20 protein-coding genes are annotated in these 22596 nt (G+C 61.4%); 10 read left to right on the plus strand and 10 right to left on the minus strand.

Annotation, left to right across the window (positions count from 1 at the left end):
* Positions 1-69 precede the first annotated feature (69 nt).
* On the plus strand, positions 70-1119 hold the full coding sequence (locus tag GVK95_RS13820; RefSeq protein WP_159950561.1) for an NAD(P)-dependent alcohol dehydrogenase: 1050 nt from the start codon (positions 70-72) through the stop codon (positions 1117-1119).
* 65 nt (positions 1120-1184) lie between these two features.
* Here GVK95_RS13820 and GVK95_RS13825 read toward each other — a convergent pair whose 3' ends face one another.
* On the minus strand, positions 1185-1613 hold the full coding sequence (locus tag GVK95_RS13825) for a helix-turn-helix domain-containing protein (RefSeq protein WP_159950563.1): 429 nt from the start codon (positions 1611-1613) through the stop codon (positions 1185-1187).
* Positions 1614-1681: 68 nt separating this feature from the next.
* Here GVK95_RS13825 and GVK95_RS13830 point away from each other — a divergent pair, with 68 nt between their 5' ends.
* Positions 1682-3100 (plus strand): MFS transporter, encoded by a 1419-nt coding sequence (locus tag GVK95_RS13830; protein WP_159950565.1) that lies wholly within the window; start codon positions 1682-1684, stop codon positions 3098-3100.
* A gap of 10 nt (positions 3101-3110) precedes the next feature.
* Here the strand turns inward: GVK95_RS13830 and GVK95_RS13835 are convergent, their stop codons facing one another.
* Positions 3111-3965, minus strand: coding sequence for a DUF1989 domain-containing protein (locus GVK95_RS13835; protein ID WP_159950567.1), 855 nt, complete (start codon positions 3963-3965; stop codon positions 3111-3113).
* Between the two features lie 140 nt (positions 3966-4105).
* On the opposite strand from GVK95_RS13835, the gene GVK95_RS13840 reads away from it, so the two are divergent.
* Positions 4106-4966 carry a LysR substrate-binding domain-containing protein gene (locus GVK95_RS13840; protein WP_159950569.1) on the plus strand — a complete coding sequence of 287 codons (861 nt, stop codon included), beginning with the start codon at positions 4106-4108 and terminating at the stop codon, positions 4964-4966.
* Between the two features lie 30 nt (positions 4967-4996).
* Here the strand turns inward: GVK95_RS13840 and puuE are convergent, their stop codons facing one another.
* The 3 genes from puuE to GVK95_RS13855 form a co-directional block, all read right to left on the minus strand.
* Positions 4997-5917: an allantoinase PuuE gene (gene puuE, locus GVK95_RS13845; protein WP_159950571.1), complete on the minus strand. Its 921-nt coding sequence runs from the start codon at positions 5915-5917 to the stop codon at positions 4997-4999.
* Positions 5918-6018: 101 nt separating this feature from the next.
* Positions 6019-6726: a DUF1045 domain-containing protein gene (locus tag GVK95_RS13850; protein ID WP_159950573.1), complete on the minus strand. Its 708-nt coding sequence runs from the start codon at positions 6724-6726 to the stop codon at positions 6019-6021.
* A gap of 181 nt (positions 6727-6907) precedes the next feature.
* The gene (locus GVK95_RS13855) at positions 6908-8080 is read right to left on the minus strand and encodes an FAD-binding oxidoreductase (protein ID WP_159950575.1); all 1173 of its coding nucleotides are present in this window, start codon (positions 8078-8080) and stop codon (positions 6908-6910) included.
* Between the two features lie 3 nt (positions 8081-8083).
* On the opposite strand from GVK95_RS13855, the gene mnmD reads away from it, so the two are divergent.
* A complete protein-coding gene (gene mnmD, locus GVK95_RS13860) occupies positions 8084-8806 on the plus strand; it encodes a tRNA (5-methylaminomethyl-2-thiouridine)(34)-methyltransferase MnmD (protein WP_159950577.1) in 723 nt (240 codons plus the stop codon).
* A gap of 2 nt (positions 8807-8808) precedes the next feature.
* On the opposite strand, the gene GVK95_RS13865 is transcribed toward mnmD, so the two are convergent.
* Positions 8809-12483 carry a PAS-domain containing protein gene (locus GVK95_RS13865; protein WP_159950579.1) on the minus strand — a complete coding sequence of 1225 codons (3675 nt, stop codon included), beginning with the start codon at positions 12481-12483 and terminating at the stop codon, positions 8809-8811.
* 227 nt (positions 12484-12710) lie between these two features.
* Here GVK95_RS13865 and GVK95_RS13870 point away from each other — a divergent pair, with 227 nt between their 5' ends.
* Positions 12711-14297: a trimethylamine methyltransferase family protein gene (locus GVK95_RS13870; RefSeq protein ID WP_159950581.1), complete on the plus strand. Its 1587-nt coding sequence runs from the start codon at positions 12711-12713 to the stop codon at positions 14295-14297.
* Positions 14298-14324: 27 nt separating this feature from the next.
* On the opposite strand, the gene GVK95_RS13875 is transcribed toward GVK95_RS13870, so the two are convergent.
* Positions 14325-15008 carry a YafY family protein gene (locus tag GVK95_RS13875; protein WP_159950583.1) on the minus strand — a complete coding sequence of 228 codons (684 nt, stop codon included), beginning with the start codon at positions 15006-15008 and terminating at the stop codon, positions 14325-14327.
* Positions 15009-15198: 190 nt separating this feature from the next.
* On the opposite strand from GVK95_RS13875, the gene GVK95_RS13880 reads away from it, so the two are divergent.
* Positions 15199-16326, plus strand: a complete 1128-nt coding sequence (locus GVK95_RS13880) for a DNA alkylation repair protein (RefSeq protein ID WP_159950585.1) — start codon at positions 15199-15201, stop codon at positions 16324-16326.
* A 143-nt stretch (positions 16327-16469) separates the two neighbouring features.
* On the opposite strand, the gene GVK95_RS13885 is transcribed toward GVK95_RS13880, so the two are convergent.
* Both GVK95_RS13885 and GVK95_RS13890 read right to left on the minus strand, forming a co-directional pair.
* Positions 16470-17042, minus strand: a complete 573-nt coding sequence (locus tag GVK95_RS13885) for a cytochrome b/b6 domain-containing protein (RefSeq protein WP_244618767.1) — start codon at positions 17040-17042, stop codon at positions 16470-16472.
* Complete coding sequence (locus GVK95_RS13890) at positions 17042-17305, minus strand: PepSY domain-containing protein (protein ID WP_159950587.1); 264 nt, start codon at positions 17303-17305, stop codon at positions 17042-17044. Before GVK95_RS13890 ends, GVK95_RS13885 begins: the two co-directional genes overlap by 1 nt.
* 173 nt (positions 17306-17478) lie before the next feature.
* Between GVK95_RS13890 and GVK95_RS13895 the strand changes: the two genes are divergently transcribed.
* From GVK95_RS13895 to GVK95_RS13910, 4 genes are all read left to right on the plus strand, one after another.
* Positions 17479-17820, plus strand: a complete 342-nt coding sequence (locus GVK95_RS13895) for a PepSY domain-containing protein (protein ID WP_159950589.1) — start codon at positions 17479-17481, stop codon at positions 17818-17820.
* Positions 17820-18485: a response regulator transcription factor gene (locus GVK95_RS13900; protein ID WP_159950591.1), complete on the plus strand. Its 666-nt coding sequence runs from the start codon at positions 17820-17822 to the stop codon at positions 18483-18485. The genes GVK95_RS13895 and GVK95_RS13900 overlap by 1 nt, the downstream gene beginning before the upstream one ends.
* Entirely contained in the window at positions 18482-19828 is a 1347-nt protein-coding gene (locus tag GVK95_RS13905) for a HAMP domain-containing sensor histidine kinase (protein WP_159950593.1), read from the plus strand. The genes GVK95_RS13900 and GVK95_RS13905 overlap by 4 nt, the downstream gene beginning before the upstream one ends.
* A gap of 280 nt (positions 19829-20108) precedes the next feature.
* Complete coding sequence (locus GVK95_RS13910; protein ID WP_244618768.1) at positions 20109-21512, plus strand: DEAD/DEAH box helicase; 1404 nt, start codon at positions 20109-20111, stop codon at positions 21510-21512.
* Positions 21513-21579: 67 nt separating this feature from the next.
* Here the strand turns inward: GVK95_RS13910 and GVK95_RS13915 are convergent, their stop codons facing one another.
* On the minus strand, positions 21580-22467 hold the full coding sequence (locus tag GVK95_RS13915) for a DMT family transporter (RefSeq protein ID WP_159950597.1): 888 nt from the start codon (positions 22465-22467) through the stop codon (positions 21580-21582).
* Positions 22468-22596 lie beyond the last annotated feature (129 nt).

Genomic DNA, 22596 nt, shown 5'->3' on the forward strand with positions numbered 1-22596 from the left:
CGCCTTGCGCCTCTTCCGCACGGTCCTATGTTACGCTTGCTCAATATCATTCCCCCGAAAGGAAATTCCATGCCCATCGCCAAAGGCTATGCCGCAACCGATGCCTCCAAGCCCTTGGTTCCCTTCACCTTCGAACGTCGCGAACCGAACGATGACGACGTGGTGATTGCGATCAAGTATTCCGGCGTCTGCCATTCCGACATCCACCAGGCGCGCAACGAATGGGGCAACTCCACCTTCCCGATGGTGCCCGGCCATGAAATCGCCGGCGTTGTCACGGCCATCGGCTCCAAGGTCACCCAGTTCAAGATCGGCGACCACGTCGGCGTCGGCTGCTTCGTCGACAGCTGCGTGCATTGCGAGACCCGCGACCTCGATCTCGAACAGTATATGCCGGGCGTGGTTCCGACCTATAACGGCTTCGAAGCCGACGGCACGACGCCGACCTATGGCGGTTATGCGGACAGTATCACGGTCAAGGAAGGCTATGTCCTGTCGATCCCGGAAAATCTGCCGCTCGACAAGGCAGCACCGCTGCTCTGCGCCGGCATCACGCTCTATTCGCCGCTGGTCCACTGGAAGGCTGGTCCCGGCAAGAAGGTCGCCATCGTCGGCATGGGCGGTCTCGGCCATATGGGCGTCAAGCTCGCCGCCGCCATGGGCGCGGATGTCACCGTGCTCAGCCAGAGCCTGTCCAAAAAGGACGACGGCATCGCCTTCGGCGCCAAGGACTATTACGCCACCGCCGACAAGGAGACCTTCAAGAAGCTCGCCGGCACGTTTGACCTGATCGTCTGCACCGTCGGCACCGAGATCGACTGGAACGCCTATCTCGGCCTGCTGAAGATCGACGGCGCCATGGTTCTGGTCGGCCTGCCGGAAAACCCGGTGCCGGTCCACGCCTTCTCACTTGTCATGGGGCGTCGCTCGCTCGCCGGCTCCTCGATCGGCTCGATCAAGGAAACCCAGGAAATGCTCGACTTCTGCGGCAAGCACGACATCCTGCCGGAAATCGAGATGATCGACATCCAGCAGATCAACGAAGCCTATGAACGCGTCATCAAGAGCGATGTGCGCTACCGCTTCGTCATCGACATTGCCAGCCTGTCGAAGGACTGAGCCGCAACACCGTTCCCCGCCGTTTTCGCGGCGGGGAACTTCGAGGCTGACAAACACGGGCCAGCTCAGAGCAAGCCCTTTGCCTCTTTCGAACGCTCCGTTGTCGTCCGGGACGACACCCGCAACAAGCGGCGGAACTTCGGGCAATCCATATGGGATTCCGCCCTGCATTCGGCGACATGACGCAGCGCGTTGCGCAGGGTGGTCAGTTGCCGGATCTGCGCATCGAGCTTGTCCGCCCGAAGATGCAGGGCCGCGCGCGGAAGATCCGGCGCACCATCCTTGCCGAACATGCCCTTCATGTCTTCTAGTGAAAAACCGGCCGTCTTTCCAAGCGAGATGAGCGCCAGCTGCACAAGCGCCTGCGGTTCGAACTGGCGCCGGAGGCCATGCCGTCCCACCGAGCGGATCAAGCCGACCTCCTCGTAGTAGCGCAACGCCGAGGCCGACACGCCGCTTTTTTCCGCAAGGATTCCGATATCCAGCAATTTCATCCTTGACCTCAAGTTGACTTGAAGTGGCAGACTACCAGTCATCCCGCTCATCGACAACAGGAACTGCCATGACACATTTCCCATCCACGCCCAGGTCCGGCTCATTTGCGCTGGTAAGCGTCGCCGGCTCCATGCTGCTCGGATCACTCGGCATCAGCATTGCAACCGTCGCCCTGCCGCCGCTGTCGCGCAGCTTCGCCGCACCGATCGCCGATGTTCAGTGGGTGGTTCTCGCCTATCTCCTGGCGGTAACGGCGAGCATCGTCGTCGCCGGCCGGCTGGGTGACCTGTTCGGCCATGGTCGTACGCTGATTGCGGGACTTGTAGTCTTTACGCTAGCCTCACTCGCCTGCACCTTCGCTCCGACTCTTCCCGTCCTCATCGCGGCGCGTTTGGTGCAGGGCCTCGGCGGTGCGGTTCTGATGGCGATGCCGGTCTCGATCATCCGGGACACAATTAGCAAGGAACGCATCGGGTCGGCCATGGGCCTGCTCGGAACAATGTCGGCGGTCGGCACAGCCCTCGGTCCGTCGCTCGGCGGCATTCTGATGGTGACATTCGGCTGGCGCGCAGCCTTCCTCGCGCTCGCCGGCGTCGCCGCCTTACTGCTGATCGTCGCGACATTCTCGGTTCCGCGAAGTATCAATCCCGCCGGCAGAGCCGTGAAAGGCCTCGACCTCATCGGCATGGCCCTGCTTGCCCTGTCTCTTACGACCTACTCTCTGGCGATGAGCGGATCGAAGGCAGGCCTTGCCGTCGACCAGCGTCTGTTGCTGCCGATCGCGCTTGCCGCCATGCTCGCCTTTGTCCTGTTCGAACGGCGCTGCGCCTCGCCCCTCGTGCCAATTCCGCTGCTGCATGATCCGATCATCGGCCCATCGCTGGCGACCAATTTCCTGGTCGCAACCGTGATGATGTCGACCCTTGTCGTCGGGCCATTCTTCCTTGCCTTCGGGCTCGGTCTCAACGACGCCATGGTCGGGCTGGTCATGGCAATCGGGCCGCTGACGGCCGCCTTCGCCGGCATTCCTGCCGGACGCCTGACCGACAGATTCGGTGCGCCACACATGCTGTCAGCCGCATTGCTGCAGATCGTGATCGGCCTGGTCTGCCTTGCCCTCTTGCCTGGCCTGATCGGTGTGCCGGGCTACATCGTGGCGCTTGTATTTTTGACACCCGGCTTCCAGCTGTTCCTCGCGGCCAACAACACCATGGTGATGGCCACCGTCGCTGACGAAAGACGCGGTCTCGTGTCAGGCTTGCTCGGCCTGTCGCGCAATCTTGGTTTCGTCACCGGAGCATCTGCCATGGCGTCGCTGTTTTCGATGGCCCTCGGCGATCGTCCAATCACGGATGCACCAGCCGCCCTGATCGGCAATGCTTTCACCACCACCTTCCTGATGGCTGCCACGCTGCCGATCGCAGCGCTTGCCATCAGCCAGTTCTTCTCCCGCCGACTGGGAACAGACAAAGCGAACAGTCAGTGATCACAGCCCGTCAAGGCTGCAATTGATAGTCGCTGCGCTTCGGGAATGGCCAGTCCTGCAGAAGCGCCATGTCCGGCCGGAAAATCTCGACCTTCAGCGGATAGCAGGCGGACGTATCGCTGGAATGGGTGGCGCTGCAATCGCCACCCGGGCAAGCCGACAGCGCACCGAGCAGATCGATCTCGGCAAACAGTTCCAGATAATCGCCGGGCCTGACCGGGCTCGCCTTCATGAAATACTGCTGGGTGTCGCGGGTAAAACCCGTGCACATGAAGACGTTGAGCACATCATGCACATGCGGCTCCGCCTCGCGGGTCGTGATGCCCTTCGCTTCGGCCAGCGCATGGCAGAGGTTGGAATGGCAGCATTGATGATAATCAGTGCCGCTGAGCAGGCGGTTGGTATAGGGATCGCAGCGCGTACCGATCACGTCATGCACGCCGCCGCCATCCTCGTCGAAGCCGTACCAGCCGAGCGTATCATGGCTGATCGTCGCCATCGGCCGAAGCGACGGCATCGTGCTCCACAGCCGGTTGCCGGTTGTCACATGCGTTGCATGCAGCGCCCGCGTCTTGCCGCTGAAAAAGCGTTCGGACAAATCATCGGCATTCCACAGGTTGAGATCGCCGACCTGCGGTCCATCGACGCTGACGATGCGGATGAAATGCCCCTTCGGCGCCGAAAAGGCCCTGCCCTCGCGCGGAGGAACGATAACTTCGTCGACCTTGACCATCGTTGCCCGTGCCGCAGCCAGCACATCCAGATTCGGCGCCTTCAGCGAACCGTTCGGATAGACGACGACCGGCTTGACTGCACGCCGCGCAGCAGCGTCAGCAGGCGGCACAGGGGCTGATGGAAAGGACATGCGGAAACTCCGGTGTTGGCGGCGAGAACGGCCGCCGGGATTGCAAGATTGTGACAAGGCCTGAAACTGTCGCAAACCAGGGTTACTGACAACGGTGCATCTTCTTGCCTTATGGGAAAGTACAGCTTAGTCTTACCGCGATGAAGCTACCGCCGCTCGCCGCCCTCCGCGCCTTTGAAGCCGCCGCCCGCCGGCAAAGCTTTCTGCACGCGTCCGCCGAACTCGGCATGACGGCAGCCGCCGTCAGTCAGCATGTCAAAAGCCTCGAGGACTGGCTGGGTTTTGCGCTCTTTGATCGCCGGCCGCGCGGCGTGCAACTGACGGCGCAGGGTCGTGAGCTTGGCGAAGCGTGCAGCGAGGGCCTCAGCCATATCGCCATCACCGTCGAGCGCCTTCTGGGTCGTTCAAGCGAGAAGCGCGTCAGCCTGGCCTGCCAGCCGTCGATAGTCACCCACTGGCTGGCCCCGCGCCTCCCGGCGTTCCGCGCAGCGCATCCTGACATCCAGGTCTCCATAGTCTATCCGCTTGGCGCCAGAACCCCGGAAGAGGCAGGAGCCGACCTGCTGATCCGCCACGGCCTGAAACCAGACCGTCCGGCAACCGCCATCCTTGGCGCAGCAACCCGGCCGACATGCTCAACGGATTATCTGCAACGCGTCGGCCCGATCAGCAGACCGTCGGATCTCCTTGCCATGGACCTGCTGCATGATGAGACCGAAGCGGCATGGAGCACATGGCTGACCAGGCAAGGCCTGAAGCCGCCGGCGCATACCGGTCCGATCTTCGCCGATTTCAATCTGCAGGTCAGCTCGGTCCTGGCTGGCCTTGGCATCGGTCTATGCCCGACGGCACTGGTGGCAAGGCAGATCGAACAAGGCGATCTGGTCGTTCTGTTCGATCAGGCGATCGACGAGGACAAGTCCTACTGGCTGCTGGAGGCCGAGCGCCTCAGCGAAGCTGGAAGAGTGCTGCAGGCATTTCTGCTGCGCCAGACAGCCTGACATATTGCCCCAAGGTGCGTTGACCGCGCCTCACCAATCCGGTTTGTGATGCGCATGCCAGTGCCTGGCGATCTCCAGCCGCGTCGGCACCCAGACGTCCTCGTGGGACAGCACATAGTCGACGAAACGACGCAGCGCGGCAATGCGGCCCGGGCGTCCGACGAGACGGCAATGCAGGCCGACCGACATCATCTTCGCCTGCCCTTCCTGGCCTTCGCGATAAAGTTCGTCGAAGGCGTCCTTCAGATAGGTGAAGAACTGGTCGCCGGAATTAAAACCCTGTGGCGTGGCAAAACGCATGTCGTTGGTGTCGAGCGTATAGGGGATGATCAGGAACGGCTTGCCATTCTGGTCCGGCACCCAGAACGGCAGGTCGTCCGAATAATTGTCGGAGGAGTAAAGAAAGCCACCCTCCTCCATCACCAGCTTCAGCGTATTGTCCGACGGCTTGCCCTGATACATGCCGTAGGGCCGCTCGCCGGCCACTTCCGTGTGCACGCGCACGGCGTCGAGAATGTGCTGGCGCTCCTTGTCTTCCGGATAGTCCTTGTATTCGTGCCAGCGATAGCCGTGCGAGGCGATTTCCCAGCCAGCCTCGTTCATCGCGGTGACAGCATCGGGATTGCGCGCCATGGCCAGCGTCACGCCGTAGACCGTGACGGGAACCTTGAGCCCGGTGAACAGCCGGTGCAGGCGCCAGAAGCCGGCACGCGAACCGTATTCGTAAATCGATTCCATGTTGAGATTGCGCTGCCCCGGCCAGGCAGCAGCCCCGACAATTTCAGACAGCAGATTCTCCGAGGCCGGGTCGCCATCGAGAATGCAGCTTTCGCCGCCTTCCTCGTAGTTCAGCACGAACTGCACCGCAATCTTCGCCCCGCCCGGCCATTTCGGATCGGGAATGTTGCGGCCATAACCGACCAGATCGCGGGGATAAGTCTCGGACGTCATCAAATCACCTCTGCTGCTTCTCGCTCCGAGGCTAAGCAGCCGGAGGTCTTCTGTCGAGACGCAAAAGACCGTTTCTCGCTGCAGCGCAGCAGCATTTTGGATCAGGCGATCTTGCGATTGGAGACCCGACCCACCGGATGCAGCGAATGCACGACGAACGGCGCGCCCTGTTCTGGTTCAATGAACAGCGCCAGGTTGGAAACCACGGTCGGTTCGCCGAGTGCCTGATCGAAATGCACCCGCATCGCCTGTTCGATACGTGGAAAGTCACGCGCCAGCAGCGGCCCCGTCAACGTCATGTGAAAGCGGAATTCATCCATCACATAGGCATGGCCCCAGCGGTGCAGGTTGGAAAACTGCGGCGCAGAGAGGCGTTCCGGGTTTCGGCGTTCGATTTCCATCTCTGTCAGCGGTGCCCGGAAACCATCGAAGGCCTGGACGACGGAAGCGGCAAGATAGTCGATCTCCGCGCAGGGCCGGTCCAGCACCAGACCATAGACGTCGCCGATCCGACCGACACTCAACCCGTGCAGAACCACCGGCTCCATGGTACCGGCAAAATGCATCAGTTCACGCAGTAGAGCGCTTTCGCTGCTGCCTTCGGCTAACCTGAACGGCGCCTTGAACGTCGCATGAAAACCGACACGCCGGGGCATCGCAGTGTGAAAGGCGATTTCGTGAATGCCGAGCCCTTTCAGGCCCGGATGGTCAGCAGGGTAGCCGGAATAGACGTTACGCCCGAGCCAGCTGGCCGCAGCCAGCGTCAAGGGATCCCCGGAAGGCGGTGTGAAACATATGGCATAGCGCATGCGATCACCTCATCCTGGCGCGCTGAAGGCACATTAGCATGTGCCGTTACAACCCAGTGGTTAGGTGATTTGCGTGACAGTATGACGAAGAACTCAAGCATTGGGCATATCAATATCAATCCATGCAAAGCTGGATCGGCCCCATGCATCCATGCGGCTTCGACATTGACCAGAGACCGGCTCAGCCAGCGGCCACGCGCAGATGATGGGCGAGCGAAAAACTCTGCGGCAGGGACATCGCCTTGCCTTCCACAGCATTGATCGCTGCATCCGCCAGCACATGCGCGAGCCCGAAGCTGACCTTGAAACCGCCGGTCAGCGCCACCACCCTGTCGGCATCCGGATGCACACCGACCATCGGGTCGCGATCCACCGCCTTCGGTCGCAGTCCGGCCCAGCGCTCTATCACCTCTGCGCCCTCCAGCGCCGGCGCGAGCCGGCATGCCCGAGCGAGCAGATCGTCGAGCAAACCATCCGTGGAAAACGGCTCGTCGAAGCGGTTCTCGCTGGTGCTGCCGATTGCCACCTGCCCGCCCTCATGCGGCACGACGTAGAGCCCGTCCAGATAGAGCAGTGGCAGGTCCGGCGAAACATCCGCCCTCAGCAGTGCCGCCTGTCCCTTGACCGGCTGGCCGAGCGGTTTTTCCAGCTTCGGACCGAACGATGACAGCAACGGAAAGGACTGATGCCCGGCAGCAATCACCACATGGCCGAAAGTGATGGCCGAACCATCGCCAAGCATTGCAGTCCCCGATGCGGCATCGATGCGCTCGACACGACAGCCTTCGACAGTCCGCACACGCTGTACGTTGCGCAGGCGCTCTCCGATCATCCGCGTCAAGCCACGCGGCGAAACGCGGGCCGCAAATGTATCCAGCACCAGGCCGCCAGTCGAAAACTCAGCTGCTGGCCATCCCGCGGCACAGGGAGAGGTTTCAAGGACATTCCAGAAGAACTGATCTTCATCTTGATGCCAGTTGCTCAGTGCTTCGCTTGAATGCCGCTCGGCAATCGCCCGCAGATGCGGCTTCGGCAGCGGGATCAGACGGCCGGAGCGCCGGTAGCCGGCAGAAAGCCCGGTGTCGGATTCAAGCGCTGCTATTTCGCCTTCCAGCGACAGCAAGGCATCGAACTGCAACTGCTTCTTGTCGTTCCATTTATCCGGCATATGCGGCATCAGTGCACCGAGCAGCCCGCCGCTTGCGCCGCCGCCGATAGGTCCACCGTCGACCAGCAATGTCCGGATGCCACGTCGCCCGGCCTGCACCGCCGCCCATAGGCCCATGATGCCGCCGCCGATGATCAGCAGGTCAGTCTGCAATTGACCGGAGATCGAAGCCGATTTATCGGACATTGCATGACCCATTCAAATATGACGCCGGAACCCGGCGAGACCCCGCAGCCGCTGACCTGGCACGACGGCGATATGCCTTATTCGACCGCCTTTGGCGATCATTTTTATTGCCAGACCGACGGGCGGCTCGAATGCGGCCATGTCTTCCACGCCGGCAATGGCTTGCCCGCCCGCTGGCAGACCGCGGAGCGCTTCTCGATCGGCGAACTTGGCTTCGGCACCGGCCTCAATGCCTGCGAGACCTGGCGCCGATGGAAGGAACATCGCCGGCCCGGCAGCCATCTGCATTTCGTGTCGTTCGAACTCTATCCGATGCAGGCGGACGAAATCGACCGGGCAATGTCGCGCTGGCCTGAAATCAATACGGAACGGCAGGTGCTCGTGGCGAAATGGCCGCAGGCACCGGCCGGCACTGTGACGGTCGAACTGGACGAGCAAACAACGCTCAGCGTCATCTGTGGCGATGCCTTTGCAAACCTGAGCGCCAGCCCACTCACCTTCGATGCCTGGTTCCTCGATGGCTTCGCACCGTCGAAAAACAGCGCCATGTGGTCGACCGAACTGATGCAGCGCGTGTTTGACCATACTGTGCCCGGCGGAAGTTTTGCGACCTATGCGGCGGCCGGCTTCGTCCGTCGCAACCTGATTGCCGCAGGCTATGCGCTCGAGCGTCGTCCGGGCTTTGCCGGAAAACGTGAAATGCTGTGTGGAACGCGCCCTGCCTGACGTTAGCGCCGGGCAGCAGACCGGCTGGAGGCTGTGCTCCACTGCTCGATCTTGCGCATCAGCAGTTCCGGGCTGATCGGCTTGGATAGATAGTCGTCCATGCCCGACGCAAGGCAAGCTTCGCGATCGCTGTCGAGCGCATGCGCCGTGACGCCGATGATCGGCACATGTTCGCCCTTGCCGCGCCGGCTTTCTTGCGCACGAATGATCACGGTCGCCTGGTGCCCGTTCATCACCGGCATCGAGACATCCATCAGGATCAGATCCGCCCCCGCATCATGCAGCGCACTCAGCACCTCCTCGCCATTGCTGACGATACGATAGTCGATGTCGCTGCTGCTGAGAATCTGGCGAAAGACGATCTGATTGACCTGATTGTCTTCCGCGATCAGAACCTTCAACCGCTCACACACCGGCTGGTATCCGACCTCGCCAGCCCCCAGGCCTGCACTGGGCTGACTTGAAGCAGGAAGCACTGGCCGTATTGCCGGCGCCAGCAACGGCAGGCCGCCGTGGATCTGCGCGGCCCGCACAACATCGATGATCGCGCCCTTCAAAAGATTGGCGCGAGCCGGCTTCATCAGATGCGCCTGAACCTTCAGGCTCTGGAAGATCTGGTCGTCACCGACCATGTCCATCGATGTCAGGAAGATCAGAGCCAGGTCATCGAAACGGCCGTCGCTGCGGATTGCCCGCGCGACATCGATGCCGTTCATCACCGGCATGTGGTAGTCGATGATCACCACGTCGATATGCAGGCCGGTATTGTATGCCTCGGCCAGGATCTTCAGTGCGGTTTCCCCGTCTTCGACGGCCAGGCCATCGAAGCCCCAGATCGACAGTTGCTCGGTGACGATCCGCCGATTGACGGCATTGTCGTCGATTACCAGCACCCGCGCATCCTTGACACTCGCCGGGATGGTCTTCTGCCGGTTACGGTCCGCCGCGATCTGCATCGGGATTTCGACGGTGAAGATCGATCCATGACCGGGTTCGGATTCAAGTTCGAGCGAACCGCCGAACAGATTGACCAGCCCGGACGTGATCGCAAGGCCAAGACCCGTGCCCTCGTGGCGACGCGTCGAGGACGTATCGACCTGCGAGAACTTGTCGAAGATCTGCATTTGCATTTCTGGTGCAATGCCGATGCCAGTGTCCTCGATGCGAAGCCGCAACAGGCTCTCCCCTCCGCCCAGCGGCCGGGTTGAAACATCGATCAGGACATGGCCCTTTTCGGTAAACTTGATCGCATTGCCGACGAGATTGGTGACGATCTGCCGGAACCGGCCGGGATCACCCAGAACCGTATGACGCACTGCCTGGTCACCTGAGACCAGCAGCTCGATATCCTTCTCCGAGGCCGCTGCCGAGAGCAGCGTTGCCACATCCTCGATCGCTTCGACCGGATCGAAGGGCGCCTTGCGCAATCGAAGCTGGCCGGCATCGATTTTCGAGAAATCAAGGATGTCGTTGATGATCGTCAGCAGCGCATTGCCGGATTTGACGATGATATCGACAAAGGTCTTTTGTCGCGTATCCAGGATCGATTTCGACAGGAGCTCGGCCATCCCGAGAACGCCGTTCATCGGCGTGCGGATCTCGTGGCTCATATTGGCGAGAAACTCTGACTTCGCCCTGTCTGCCGCTTCGCTTTTCGCCAGCAGAACTTCAAGCTCGGCTTCGCGCTCCTTGATCTCGCTCACATCAGTGAGCACCACGACCCAGTGGCCGCTGCCACCGAAGGTAACTTCCATCTGCACCCATGTCTTACCGTTGGCAAGGAATGTGGTGCTGAAGCCCGTCGTCAGGCGCAGCTTCTCCTGCCACTGCTGCAACAACGTCGCCGGGTCATCGCCGAAATCACCACGCTGCGCGCAGAACTGGAAACATTTGTACCATTCCTGGCCCTGATCGGCCAAACCGGCCGGGAGGTCGAGAATGCGGGAGAACGACTGGTTGGCATCGGTGATAACGTCGTTTTCGATGACGATAAGCCCTTGCGACATCAGCGCCATGGCGTCCTGCATGAACAGCCCAAGCCGTTCAAGCTGTTCGCGCGCCTCGCCGATCTCCCGCTCGCGGCTGCGCATCTCGGTCAAGTCGGAATAGGTCAGCAGGATTTTCTGGTCGTTGAGCCGGGTGATGCTCGCCAGCACATATTTCCCGTCCTCATAGGCAAGCTCGGTCGTCTGCGATCCCTGCAGCGCCTTGAACTGGGCAACGCGTTTCTGATAGCCCTCCTCGAAGGAGTGACCCGGCCAATTCCAGCCACGGCTGATGTTGATCTCGCAATAGTCGCGGAACGACAGGCCGTCGATGGCAAGATCCTCCGGCCAACACCAGATCTCCCGGCATTTTTCATTGGCAAATTCGACGATCAGGTCGTCGTTCAGGATCACCACACCGACCGGCATGATCCGAAGCATGCTGATGATATCGGCATACAGTGCCTCGGAACGTTTGCGTGCAAGCAGCAGCGCCTGCTCGCGCTCCTTGAGCACGGAAACATCCATCACCGAGCCGACGAGATAGTGCTTCCTCGACGTTGTCGTGATGCGGCTAAGCCGCGTGATCACGGAAATTTCCCGCCCTCCGGGGATGACGATGTCACGCGCCCGCTCGGCAAAATCGCCGTGATCGAGAATGCGCTGATGCTCCTCGCGGAGCATGGCACCACTCAACGGGAACATGTCGTCCTCTTTCAGGCCGTAGACGTCTTCGCGTCGCTGATCCTGAAGGGCCTCATAGGCGGCATTGACATAAATCAGCCTGCGTTCGGCATCGCGAATGAACACCGGCACCGGCATCTGTTCCAGCGTTGCCCGGTAAAGCGCCGTCTCTTCCTCGCGATCGGCAAGTTCGGTGATGTCGGTATAAGTCACCAATATCTTGCCGTCGGCCAGCTTGCGGTTGCTGACGACGACGCTCAATCCTTCCGGCGTCCTGGCATAGGTCGGCGGCGCATCGTCGGGACTGCTGAGCGCGGCAACGCGTGCATCGACGAGCCGTGCAATTTCGTCCGGCCCGTCTGCCCGCTTGTGACGGGTGTGCACGATCATCATGTAATCGCGGTAGGACATGCCGACGACGTCGAGAAGATCGTCCAGCGCAACCATCCGGTAGACGGCAGCATTCACATATTCGATCTGCATCGTCTCATCGAGGATGAGGATGCCCACCGGCATGGCCATCATCAGGTTTTCGAGCTGATGGTTCAGCCGATCGGCACCAGCAGCCATGGCGCGCCCGTCGGTTGCCGTATTCTGTCCCGCTGAAAGGCCGACATGCGGCGACGACATGGCAACGGTGGGCAGATTGTTTTCCGGCATCGGCGTCGAACCCTCTTCGGCAGGTTCGACAAAGCCGAAGACAAAGATGGAATCGTCGTCATCAAGAAAGCGCTCGACCCGGAGCACCCGATGCGGTTCGCCCGGCGGAGGCATGAAGGACAGGCTTTCATCCTCGCCGAACACCACGACGCGACGCTCGCGATCGTCGCGCATATCATCGGCAAATGCGCCGAAAACCTCACGATCGGTACGACCGATGAAACGGCTTTCCGCAAGATCGTAGAGACGGGCATAGGCAGCGTTGACCGCAACGTAGCGAAGCTCGCTATCCTTGACAAAGGAAGGCTGCTCGATCGCGACGATTTTTTCGCGGACTAGGTTGAGCAACGCGGCTCCCCGATTCAACTTTTTGTACTCCTCGATCAATGACGCGGAATGGTAAACGCCAAGTAACCGGCATACATGAAACGCTTCGAAAATACGAACATCCGGTCCCGCGCCCAGGTCTCAACAGGCGATGTTCCAGAAGAGCCAGCGATTGGTCGCAAATGGCAACGCGCATCGCGATCGGAAACTGTCAAAAATGATGTCGAAATCAACACAATGGATTGGCCATGAGCGACATTACCCCCTCTGCCTTGCCCGAGACTGAAACCTCTTCCGGCGGTTCCGAACGGCGCCGGCGCAGCGGTGGACGCGGCGGCGAACGCGTGCGTTCGTCAAGTGCATCGAAGTACCGCAATCTCGTCAACCGGCTCGCCAAGACCGAACTGCTGGACCCGCAGACGCTGGACGACATCCACGAGGCATCGCTGACCATTCTCGAGGAAATCGGGATGGACATCATGCTTCCGGAAGCCCGCGCCATGATGAAAGCGGCTGGCGCGACAGTCACCGAAGGCACGGAGCGCGTCCGCTTCGATCGCGGGCTGATCATGGACATGATCGCCTCGGCCCCGTCACAATTCACCATGCATGCCCGCAATCCGGCCCGCAACGTCCAGATCGGCGGCAACAACCTGGTTTTCGCCCAGATCGCATCGGCGCCTTTCGTGGCCGACCGCGAGGGCGGGAGGCGTGCCGGCAACCAGGAAGACTTCCGCAAGCTGGTCAAGCTCGCCCAGTCCTACGACATCATCCACACCACCGGCGGTTATCCGGTCGAGCCGGTCGACATCCACGCCTCCGTCCGTCATCTCGACTGCCTGTCGGACATGGTGAAGCTGACCGACAAGGTCTTCCACTGCTACTCGCTCGGCCAGCAGCGCAATATCGACGGCATCGAGATCGCCCGCATCGGCCGTGGCGTGTCGATGGAACAGCTCGAGCGAGAGCCGTCACTGTTCACCATCATCAACTCGTCCTCGCCGCTGCGTCTCGACGGCCCGATGCTGCAGGGCATCATCGAAATGTCGTCGCGCAACCAGGTCGTCGTCGTCACACCGTTCACGCTGGCCGGCGCCATGGCGCCCGTGACCATTGCCGGCGCCTTGGTCCAGCAGAACGCCGAAGCCCTGTGCGGCATCGCCTTCACCCAGATGGTGCGCCGCGGCGCGCCGGTGATGTATGGCGGCTTCACCTCGAATGTCGACATGAAGAGCGGCGCACCCGCCTTCGGCACGCCGGAATACATGAAGGCCGTCATTGCCGGCGGCCAGCTTGCACGGCGCTACGGCGTGCCCTACCGCACATCCAACACCAATGCCTCGAATACGCTCGACGCCCAGGCAGCCTACGAATCGGCACTTTCGCTCTGGGCGCTCACCCAGGGCGGCGGCAATTTCATCATGCATTCTGCCGGCTGGAGCGAAGGCGGCCTGACGGCATCCTTCGAAAAGTTCATCCTCGACGTCGACATGCTGCAGATGGTCGCCGAATTCCTCACACCGCTCGATGTCAGCAAGGACGCGCTGGCGCTCGATGCCGTGCGCGACGTCGGCCCCGGCGGTCATTATTTCGGCACCGCCCACACGCTCGCCCGTTACGAAACGGCATTTTACTCCCCCATCCTGTCGGACTGGCGCAATTTCGAGACCTGGACCGACGCCGGCCGGCCGACCACCTACGATCACGCCAACCGGATCTTCAAGGAAACGCTGGCGCGCTACGAACGTCCGCCGATCGATCCGGCCGTCGAAGAAGAACTCGACGCCTTCGTCGCAAGGCGCAAGGAAGAAGGCGGCGTGGCGACGGATTTCTGATCGGGGGCCATCTCAGTCACACCGGCCTCATCCGGCATCAAGCCCGGCGAGATAGGCCTCGTAGGTCTGCCCTTGTCCCGGCTCGAACCTGTCCGTCAGCACCTTCCAGCCCTCGACCCGGTCGAGCCGGAAGTCGCGGAAATCCTGGCGCGTCTCGCACCAGGTCGTCATCACCCAGATCGCCCCGAAGGCGCTCAGCGCCAGCGGCCAGACCGTGCGCTGGGTGCGTTCGCCAGCCAGCGAATGATAGGCGATCCACACCTTGCGCTTGGCCGACAGGGCATTGCGTACATCGCCAAGGCAATCCGGCGGCTCCGGTTGCGCAGAGGCGCGAAACGCATGGATCGGCGCACCGACCAGCCGCTCGGCATGCTCCTTCGGCAAAAGTGCCACCATCTTGTCCTTGGCCTCACGTGCCGCCTGCCCCAGCCGCGGATCACCGAGCATTTCGACGGCCCGCAAACCGAATGCGAGCGCTTCCAGCTGCTCGAAGGTGAAGGTCAGCGGCGGCGCATCGAAAGCCTCGCGCAGCATGTAGCCGACGCCGCGCTCGCCCTCGATCGGCGCGCCGGATGCAATCAGATGATCCATGTCGCGATAGATGGTCCGCTGGGAGACCTCCATCTTCTCGGCGATTTCGGCAGCCGTCATCGCCCGCCCGGTGGACCGCATCAGCTGGATGATCCGAAAAAGACGGTCTGCTGGACGCATGCGAACGCTCCGTGTGAAGTCTGTGGCCAGAAGGGTGTCAGTAGTCGTATGTTAGGCCAAGGCTCCCACACAAACAGGAGCGCAAGCTTGACCGGTAATACAGCATTTGAAATCGTCGTCTGCATTCTCGCATCCAGGCCTGTCGCGGGACTGGCGCGCCAGACGACATCGCAAGCGATCTGAAAACACCATGGCTGAAGCACTCAAACACCTGATCGGCGCGCGAAACGCAAGCGACACCGCAGACGCCCTGTCGAGCGCCTGGTCCAATTTCCCGCGCGATGCATTTCTCGCCGACATCCTGCCTGGAATCGAAAGCCTGGAACTCATGCAGCGCGGCCAGTTGATCGCCGACGCCATGCGTCTGCATCTGCCCGAGGATTTCGCCGTGACGGCCACGATCCTGAAAAAGACATTCCCGGCTGACCAGAAGCCCGGCCTGACCGGTTGGTCGCTGCTTGCCTTCAACCAGTATATTGCCGCCCATGGGCTGGACCACCTGGAGACATCTTTGGCTCTTCTGAAGGCCCTGACTCCGCATTTCACCGCCGAATTCGGCATAAGGCCGTTCATCCACCGCGAGCAGGCGAAGGCGCTCGCTATCATCGGCCAATGGGTGAGCGACCCGAACCACCATGTTCGCCGCCTCGCCAGCGAAGGCACCCGCCCGCGCCTGCCCTGGGCCATGCGCCTGCCGGCGCTGGTCAGCGATCCCGCTCCCCTCCTGCCGGTCCTGACCGCGCTGATCGACGATCCCGAAGACTATGTGCGCCGCTCGGTGGCCAACAGCCTCAACGACATCGCCAAGGACCATCCCGATCTCGTCGCCGACTTTGTCGGCCGCCACCACAAGAATGCCTCTCCCGAACGGCTCTGGCTGCTCAGACATGCCTCGCGCACGCTGCTCAAGAAAGGCCATGCAACCGCCCTGGCAAATTTCGGTTTCGCTCGGATCGATGGCATCAAGGCGAACCTCCGGCTTGCCAGTTCACAAGTTGCCTTCCCAGGCGTTCTGGATTTCTCCGTCTCGCTCGCCAATGAAACCGGAACGGCACAGTCGCTGATGCTCGACTACGCCATCCACCATCAGAAGAAGGACGGCACGCTGAGCCCCAAGGTCTTCAAGGGCAAGAACCTGACGCTGGCTGCCGGACAGTCGTTGACACTGGACCGCCGCCACGCCTTCCGCCCCATCACCACCCGCGTCTACCATCCCGGCGAACACCGGCTCGAAATCCTGGTCAATGGTACGAGCCTTGCGCTGGAAACCTTCACCCTCGCAGCATCCGACAGCTCCGTCGACACCAACGGCGTATGATGCAGGCAGTCGGACGCGGAGAAATTCTTTATGCGGGCATCTCGGACCGAGTTCTGGCACCTACACCGACACCGACACGATAATGCCAAGGATAACCAGCTGATGACTACCCTTGGCTTGAAGGTATGACGTGCGAGGTAACTTTATTCGGCTCTTTTTCGGCCGGTGAGCATCGCCCGCACAAGGTTTTCGCGATGTTCAAGACTGGCCAGAACAACGCCGGTGACATGCAGCAGGATCAGGCCCAAGGTCGCATAGACCAGCACCTTGTGCATGTCCTCTACCCATTCGACACCCCAGTAAGCGTCCGTCGTCATCAGATAACCGGTTGTCACGATCCCGGAGGTCATCAGCAGCAGTGCGATAACCATCGCGCCACCGGCCGGATTATGGCCGATAAAGCGCTTGGCGCGCATATAGACCGAGTCCCTGATGAAACGCGCGATCGTTGACGGACGATAGAGAAAGCTGGTGAACCGTGCATGTTCGCTGCCGATCAGCCCCCAGACCAGCCGAATGGCAATCAGACCGCCGATCAGGTAGCCTGAAACGACATGCGCATCCTTCCACTCGTCGCCGGTCAGGAAGGAAAAGGCGAACAACCCCACCAGAGCCCAGTGGAATAGCCGTACGATCGGGTCCCAGACCTTGACCATGGCCGGCCGCTCGGAGCGGCCAGCCATGGCGGCGGAAGCATTGTGCTCCACGCCGCTCATCAGTCTTCGCCGACCTGAATGCCGGTTTCCGGGTTGAACAGCACTTCAATCTTGTTGCCGTCCTTGATGCCGTAGACTTCATAGCAGCCGTTCTCGACCTTGATCTGGCGCACGTCGAAACCAAGCTCGGTGGCCTTGGCCTTCATCGCATCCTCGGTCATCCATTTATCCTTGGCGACATCACAGGAAGCACTGCTTTCTGCACGGGCGATGCCGGCAAACGAAGCTGAGATCAGCAGGGTGGCAACAATAATCTTTTTCATCGATATGGTCCTTCGTTATTCCGGTCGAGCACCGCGCTACGAACCGTTGGCAAGGACCATAGGTGACCTGTGCTGAGCGATGGCTGACGACAAATGTCAGCGAAATTTCAGCTTGCCGGTGTTATGACACAGACATGGAGCACGCACGCGTACAAAGGCCTAAGAGAGTGGCAATGATGATCGCAGGGTCGACCTTGACGCTGTTGCTGATGGTCGCCGCGCATTCGCCAGCCAGCGCCGATGCCGATGCCAATGCCGACAACCGCCCCCGGCACGAGCAGGACATGGAGCGCCAGCGCATCCGGGATGATGTCGAGCGTGGCGTCACAAAGTCCCTCGCAACCCTGCGCCAGATCGTCCTTGCCCGCGTCGCCGGGCAGATCGTCTCGACCAAACCCGACCGTGACGATGACCGGCTGATCTATGAATTTCGCATCCTGCGCGACGACAACCGTCTGATCGAAGTGGAGGTGGATGCGGCCTCCGGTGACATTCTGGAAATCGAGAACGAATAATGCGGATCCTGCTGATCGAAGACGACGCACTGATTGCACGGGATGTAATTGCGCATCTGGATCGGGCCGGCTTCGTCGTCGTTCACGAGAAGGACGGTGAAGCCGGTTGGTTCACCGGCGATGCAGAGGATTTTGCCGCCGTGATCCTCGACCTGGGACTTCCTGGCATGGACGGACTGACGGTACTCAAACGCTGGCGAAGTGCGGCAAGAACGACACCCGTCCTCATCTTGACCGCCCGTGGCAATTGGCAGGAGCGTGTCGAGGGCATAGATGCAGGTGCCGACGACTATCTGACCAAGCCGTTCCAAATGGCCGAACTTCTGGCAAGACTGCGCGCCATCATCCGCCGCAGCGTCGGCCAGGCCAGTCCGGTCCTTAGCCTGGGCAGCATTTCCATCGACACCCGAACCAAGGCGGTCACGTGCGACGGCCTGCCGGTCGACCTGACGCCGCTCGAATATCGCTGCCTGACTTTTCTCGCGCACAACCGGGAGCGCAACGTCTCGCAGGCGGAACTGACCGAGCAACTCTACAGCCAGGACTTCGACCGCGACAGCAACTCCGTCGAGGTCCTGGTCGGCCGCCTGCGCCGCAAGCTCGGCCGCGAAGTCATCACCACGCGCCGCGGCTATGGCTATCGCATGGGCGGTGACCCGGCATGATGCAATCGATCCGCGGCCGGTTTCTGCTCGTATCGCTGATCAGCGTGCTGGTCGCGCTCGCCATGGCAAGCTTGGTTCTGGTCCTGCTCTTCACCCGCAATCTCGAGGCGAGGATCGACGCGGAACTGTCCGGCCACATCAACAATATTGCCGGTACGCTCCGCTTTGCCGAGGACGGCGGGCTGGATCTTCCTGACAGGCCGGTCGACCGCCGATTCGAGGAGCCTTATGGTGGCCTCTACTGGCAAGTGGAAGACGACGACCGCGCCAGCGAACTGCGCTCGGCCTCACTGTGGGATTTCACCCTGCCCTTGCCGGATGACGCACAGGAAACCGGGACCATCCATCGATACCAACTTCCCGGTCCGGATGGGAAGGACCTGATCGTGCAGGAGCGCAAGATCATCTTTGCCGCACCCGCCGGGGAACGGGCAATCCGCATCGCCGCGGCCATCGATGCCAGCGTCGTCTCCGATGCAAGCCGCGCCTTTGCCTTCGATATCATTCCCTACATGCTGGCTCTGGCTGCCTTCCTGATCGCGGCCTCGCTCGCCCAGTTGACATTCGGCCTGAAGCCCATCTCGTCCGTCGCCACCGGTCTCGACCGGATCAGGGAACGCAGGGTGGAACGGCTCGACGGCCGTTTTCCGCAGGAATTGAAAGGTGTGGTCGGCGCGGTCAACCAGTTGCTCGATGCACAAGCGCAACTGATCGAAAAGGCGAAGAGCCGCGCGGCAGATCTCGCGCATGGCCTGAAAACCCCATTGACCGTCCTGTCCAATGACGCAGCAACGCTTCGCGAACGCGGCGAGGTCGCGATCGCCGATGAGCTCGCTCATCTCGCAGGCGTCATGCAGGCTCATGTCGAGCACGAGCTGACCCTGAGCCGAATTGCCGCCAATGCCAGCCTGCGCAGGTCCGATGCCAATATCGCCGAAGCCGTGGACCTGATCGTCAAGACGTTGAGACGAACCCCACGTGGTGAAGGTCTCAAGTGGCACATCGCGGTCCCCACCGACCTTGTTGTCGGTGTCGATCCCCACGACCTTCAGGAACTGCTGGGCAATGTTCTCGACAATGCGGTCAAGTGGAGCAGAACTGAGATCTCCATCCAGGCCATCAGGCAAGAGCAGCGCACGGTACTGATCATCGAGGATGATGGCCCCGGAGCTGATCCGGCAGGACTGCGCACGATTATGGAGCGGGGCACGCGCCTCGATCTCCAGACCCCCGGCACCGGCATCGGCCTTGCAATCGTGCGCGACATCGCGGCGGTTTATGACCTGTCGGTGGAGATTATCAATCGGCCGCTTGGCGGCCTGCGCATCAGTATCCGGCTCTGAACCTTTCGCTGCAGCGCAAAACATTCCCTTGACTTTTCACGCAAACAGGCTCATTTGCACCTCAGCTTTCACCTTCCGGCCGCCGCGTGAGCGTGCCCAGCGACAATAGAGACGCGACGAAGGATAAAAGCGCACAGAACGAATGGCGGCACGACCGCCGATGCGCTGGAAAGCTTTTTTCCAACTTGCAAGTTCCCAAATCACGCGGGGTTCTTGACGCCAATGCCAACCGGTTCGCACGATGCGGCCCGGTCAGTGTGCTTTTGGCGCCCCGAAAGGTATGACTTTGACCAATTTCAACGATCTTGGCCTGTCCAAGAATATCGTCGCGACTCTTTCGCATCTCGGTTTTGAAACGCCCACTCCGATCCAGGAAAAGGCAATCCCGCTCGTCCTCGAAGGCCGCGATCTCGTCGGCCTTGCACAGACCGGTACCGGCAAGACGGCCGCTTTTGGCCTGCCGCTCATCGAAATGCTGCTGAAGGACGAAAAGCGTCCTGACAACCGCACCACCCGCACCCTCATTCTCGCTCCGACCCGCGAACTGGTAAACCAGATCGGCGACAACCTGCGCAGCTACCTGCGTCGCCTGCCGCTGAAAATCAACCAGGTCGTCGGTGGCGCATCGATCGGCAAGCAGCAACTGCAGCTGGAAAAGGGCACCGACATTCTCGTCGCCACCCCGGGCCGCCTGCTCGACCTGATCGCCCGCAATGCCATCTCGCTGCGCGCGGTCACGTTCCTGGTCCTCGACGAAGCCGACCAGATGCTTGACCTCGGCTTCATCCACGACCTGCGCAAGATCTCGAAGATGGTTCCGGCCAAGCGCCAGACCCTGCTGTTTTCGGCCACCATGCCGAGCTCCATCGCCGATCTCGCTGCAACCTTCCTCAACAACCCCGTCAAGGTTGCCGTCACCGCCCCGGGCAAGGCTGCCGACAAGGTTGAACAGCACGTGCACTTCGTCGCCGGCCAGAATGCCAAGACCGAAATGCTGAAGAAGATCCTGGCGGATAACCCGGATGGCCGCTCGATCGTCTTCCTGCGCACCAAGCACGGCGCCGAGAAGCTGATGAAGCATCTAGAAGTCACCGGCTTCTCCGTTGCCTCGATCCATGGCAACAAGAGCCAGGGCCAGCGCGAACGCGCATTGAAGGGCTTCCGTGACGGCGAAATCCGCACGCTGATCGCCACCGACGTTGCTGCTCGCGGCATCGACATTCCGGCCGTCAGCCACGTCTTCAACTACGATCTGCCGGAAGTGCCGGACGCTTACGTCCACCGCATCGGCCGTACCGCCCGCGCTGGTCGCGACGGTATCGCGATCGCATTCTGCGGTCCGGATGAAGGCCGCCTGCTGCGCGACGTCGAGCGCCTGATGGGCATCGACATTCCGGTGGCAAGCGGCGAAGCGCCGACAAACCTCAGCCGTCCTGCGCGTCCGCAGCGTCGCGCTGGCGGCGGCGGCGCTCCCGGCGGCAACCGCAATCACCAGGCCCAGGGCCGTGGCAAGTCCGACGGCGAGAACCGTGGCGGCCCCAAGGCCGACGGCCGTCCGGGCGCCAAGCGCAAGAGCGGCAATGGTGGCAATCGCAACGGCAGCGGCAGCGGCAAGAGCTACGGCCAGGGCAAGCCCCCGGCCCGTTCGGGCACAGCTCCGGGCGGACGTCGCCGCGAAGCCTAAGCCTCGCGCGATCTCAGTGTAGAATAGACATGGCGCGGCTTCGGTCGCGCCATTTTCTTTTGGCAGCTTACCCCGCCGAAACGGCTGCACTCTTGCGGTTGGTCAGGTAGACACCGAGCACGACGATCACGGTGCCGATGATCATCGGCATCGTCAGCCTCTCGCCAAAAATGAGTGCTGCTTCAACGGCCGCAAGCGGCGGGACCAGGTAAATCAGCGAAGCAGCCTTCGACACGTCGCCGCGACGGATCAGATAGAGCAGCAACGCGATCGCGCCCATGGAAATGCCAAGCACCGACCAGCCGAGCACGGCAAACAGCCCCAGCCCCCATTCCACATGCAGGTCTTCGAGCAAAATCGCGGCAGGCACCGTGACGATCAGGGCGCCGACATATTGAAGCGTGGCAACCGCGCGCAGATCGCCTTCGTGCAGGTAGCGCTTCTGGTAGATCGTGCCGGCGGTCACGCAGGCCATCGCCAGCACATTGACGACGACTGCACCGACAGGAATGGCCACGGCGTCCAGCGTCAGCATATTCGGCAGAACGGCAATCGCAATGCCGGCAAATCCGAGAAGCAGGCCAAGTTTCTGGCTGCCGGACAGAGCCTCGCCGATCAGATAGGCGGCGGCAATCCCCGTCATCAGCGGCTGCAGTCCGGCAATGATGCCCGACAGCGATGCCGGCACGCCCTGGCCGATCGCCCACCACACCATGCCAAGATAAAAACCGTGCAGGAACATGCCGGACACCACCGCATGCATCTGTGCCAAACGGCCGGCCGGCCAGCGGACACCGCTCACCCGACAGACCAGGTAGAACAGGACCGCTGCCACGGCGTAGCGCAGCACCAGGAATGTCAGCGGATCGGCAAACAGGCTCGCATATTTGGCAGCCACCCAGCCGGTCGACCAGAGCAAAACAAAGAGAACGGGCGCAAGGCGGTGAAGTGTCATGCAGCGGGCATCCAAAGGTCAGGGGAGATCGGGTGCGGCCAGCCCCCGGTCCCGGCTGGTTAGCCCTTCGCCATCAGCCGGTCAAAAGACTTTTGATGCACGCTGCGATGAATTCCGCTGATGCCCCGC

It is taken from the genome of Rhizobium sp. 18065, assembly GCF_902706095.1.
Taxonomy (GTDB): Bacteria; Pseudomonadota; Alphaproteobacteria; order Rhizobiales; family Rhizobiaceae; genus Allorhizobium.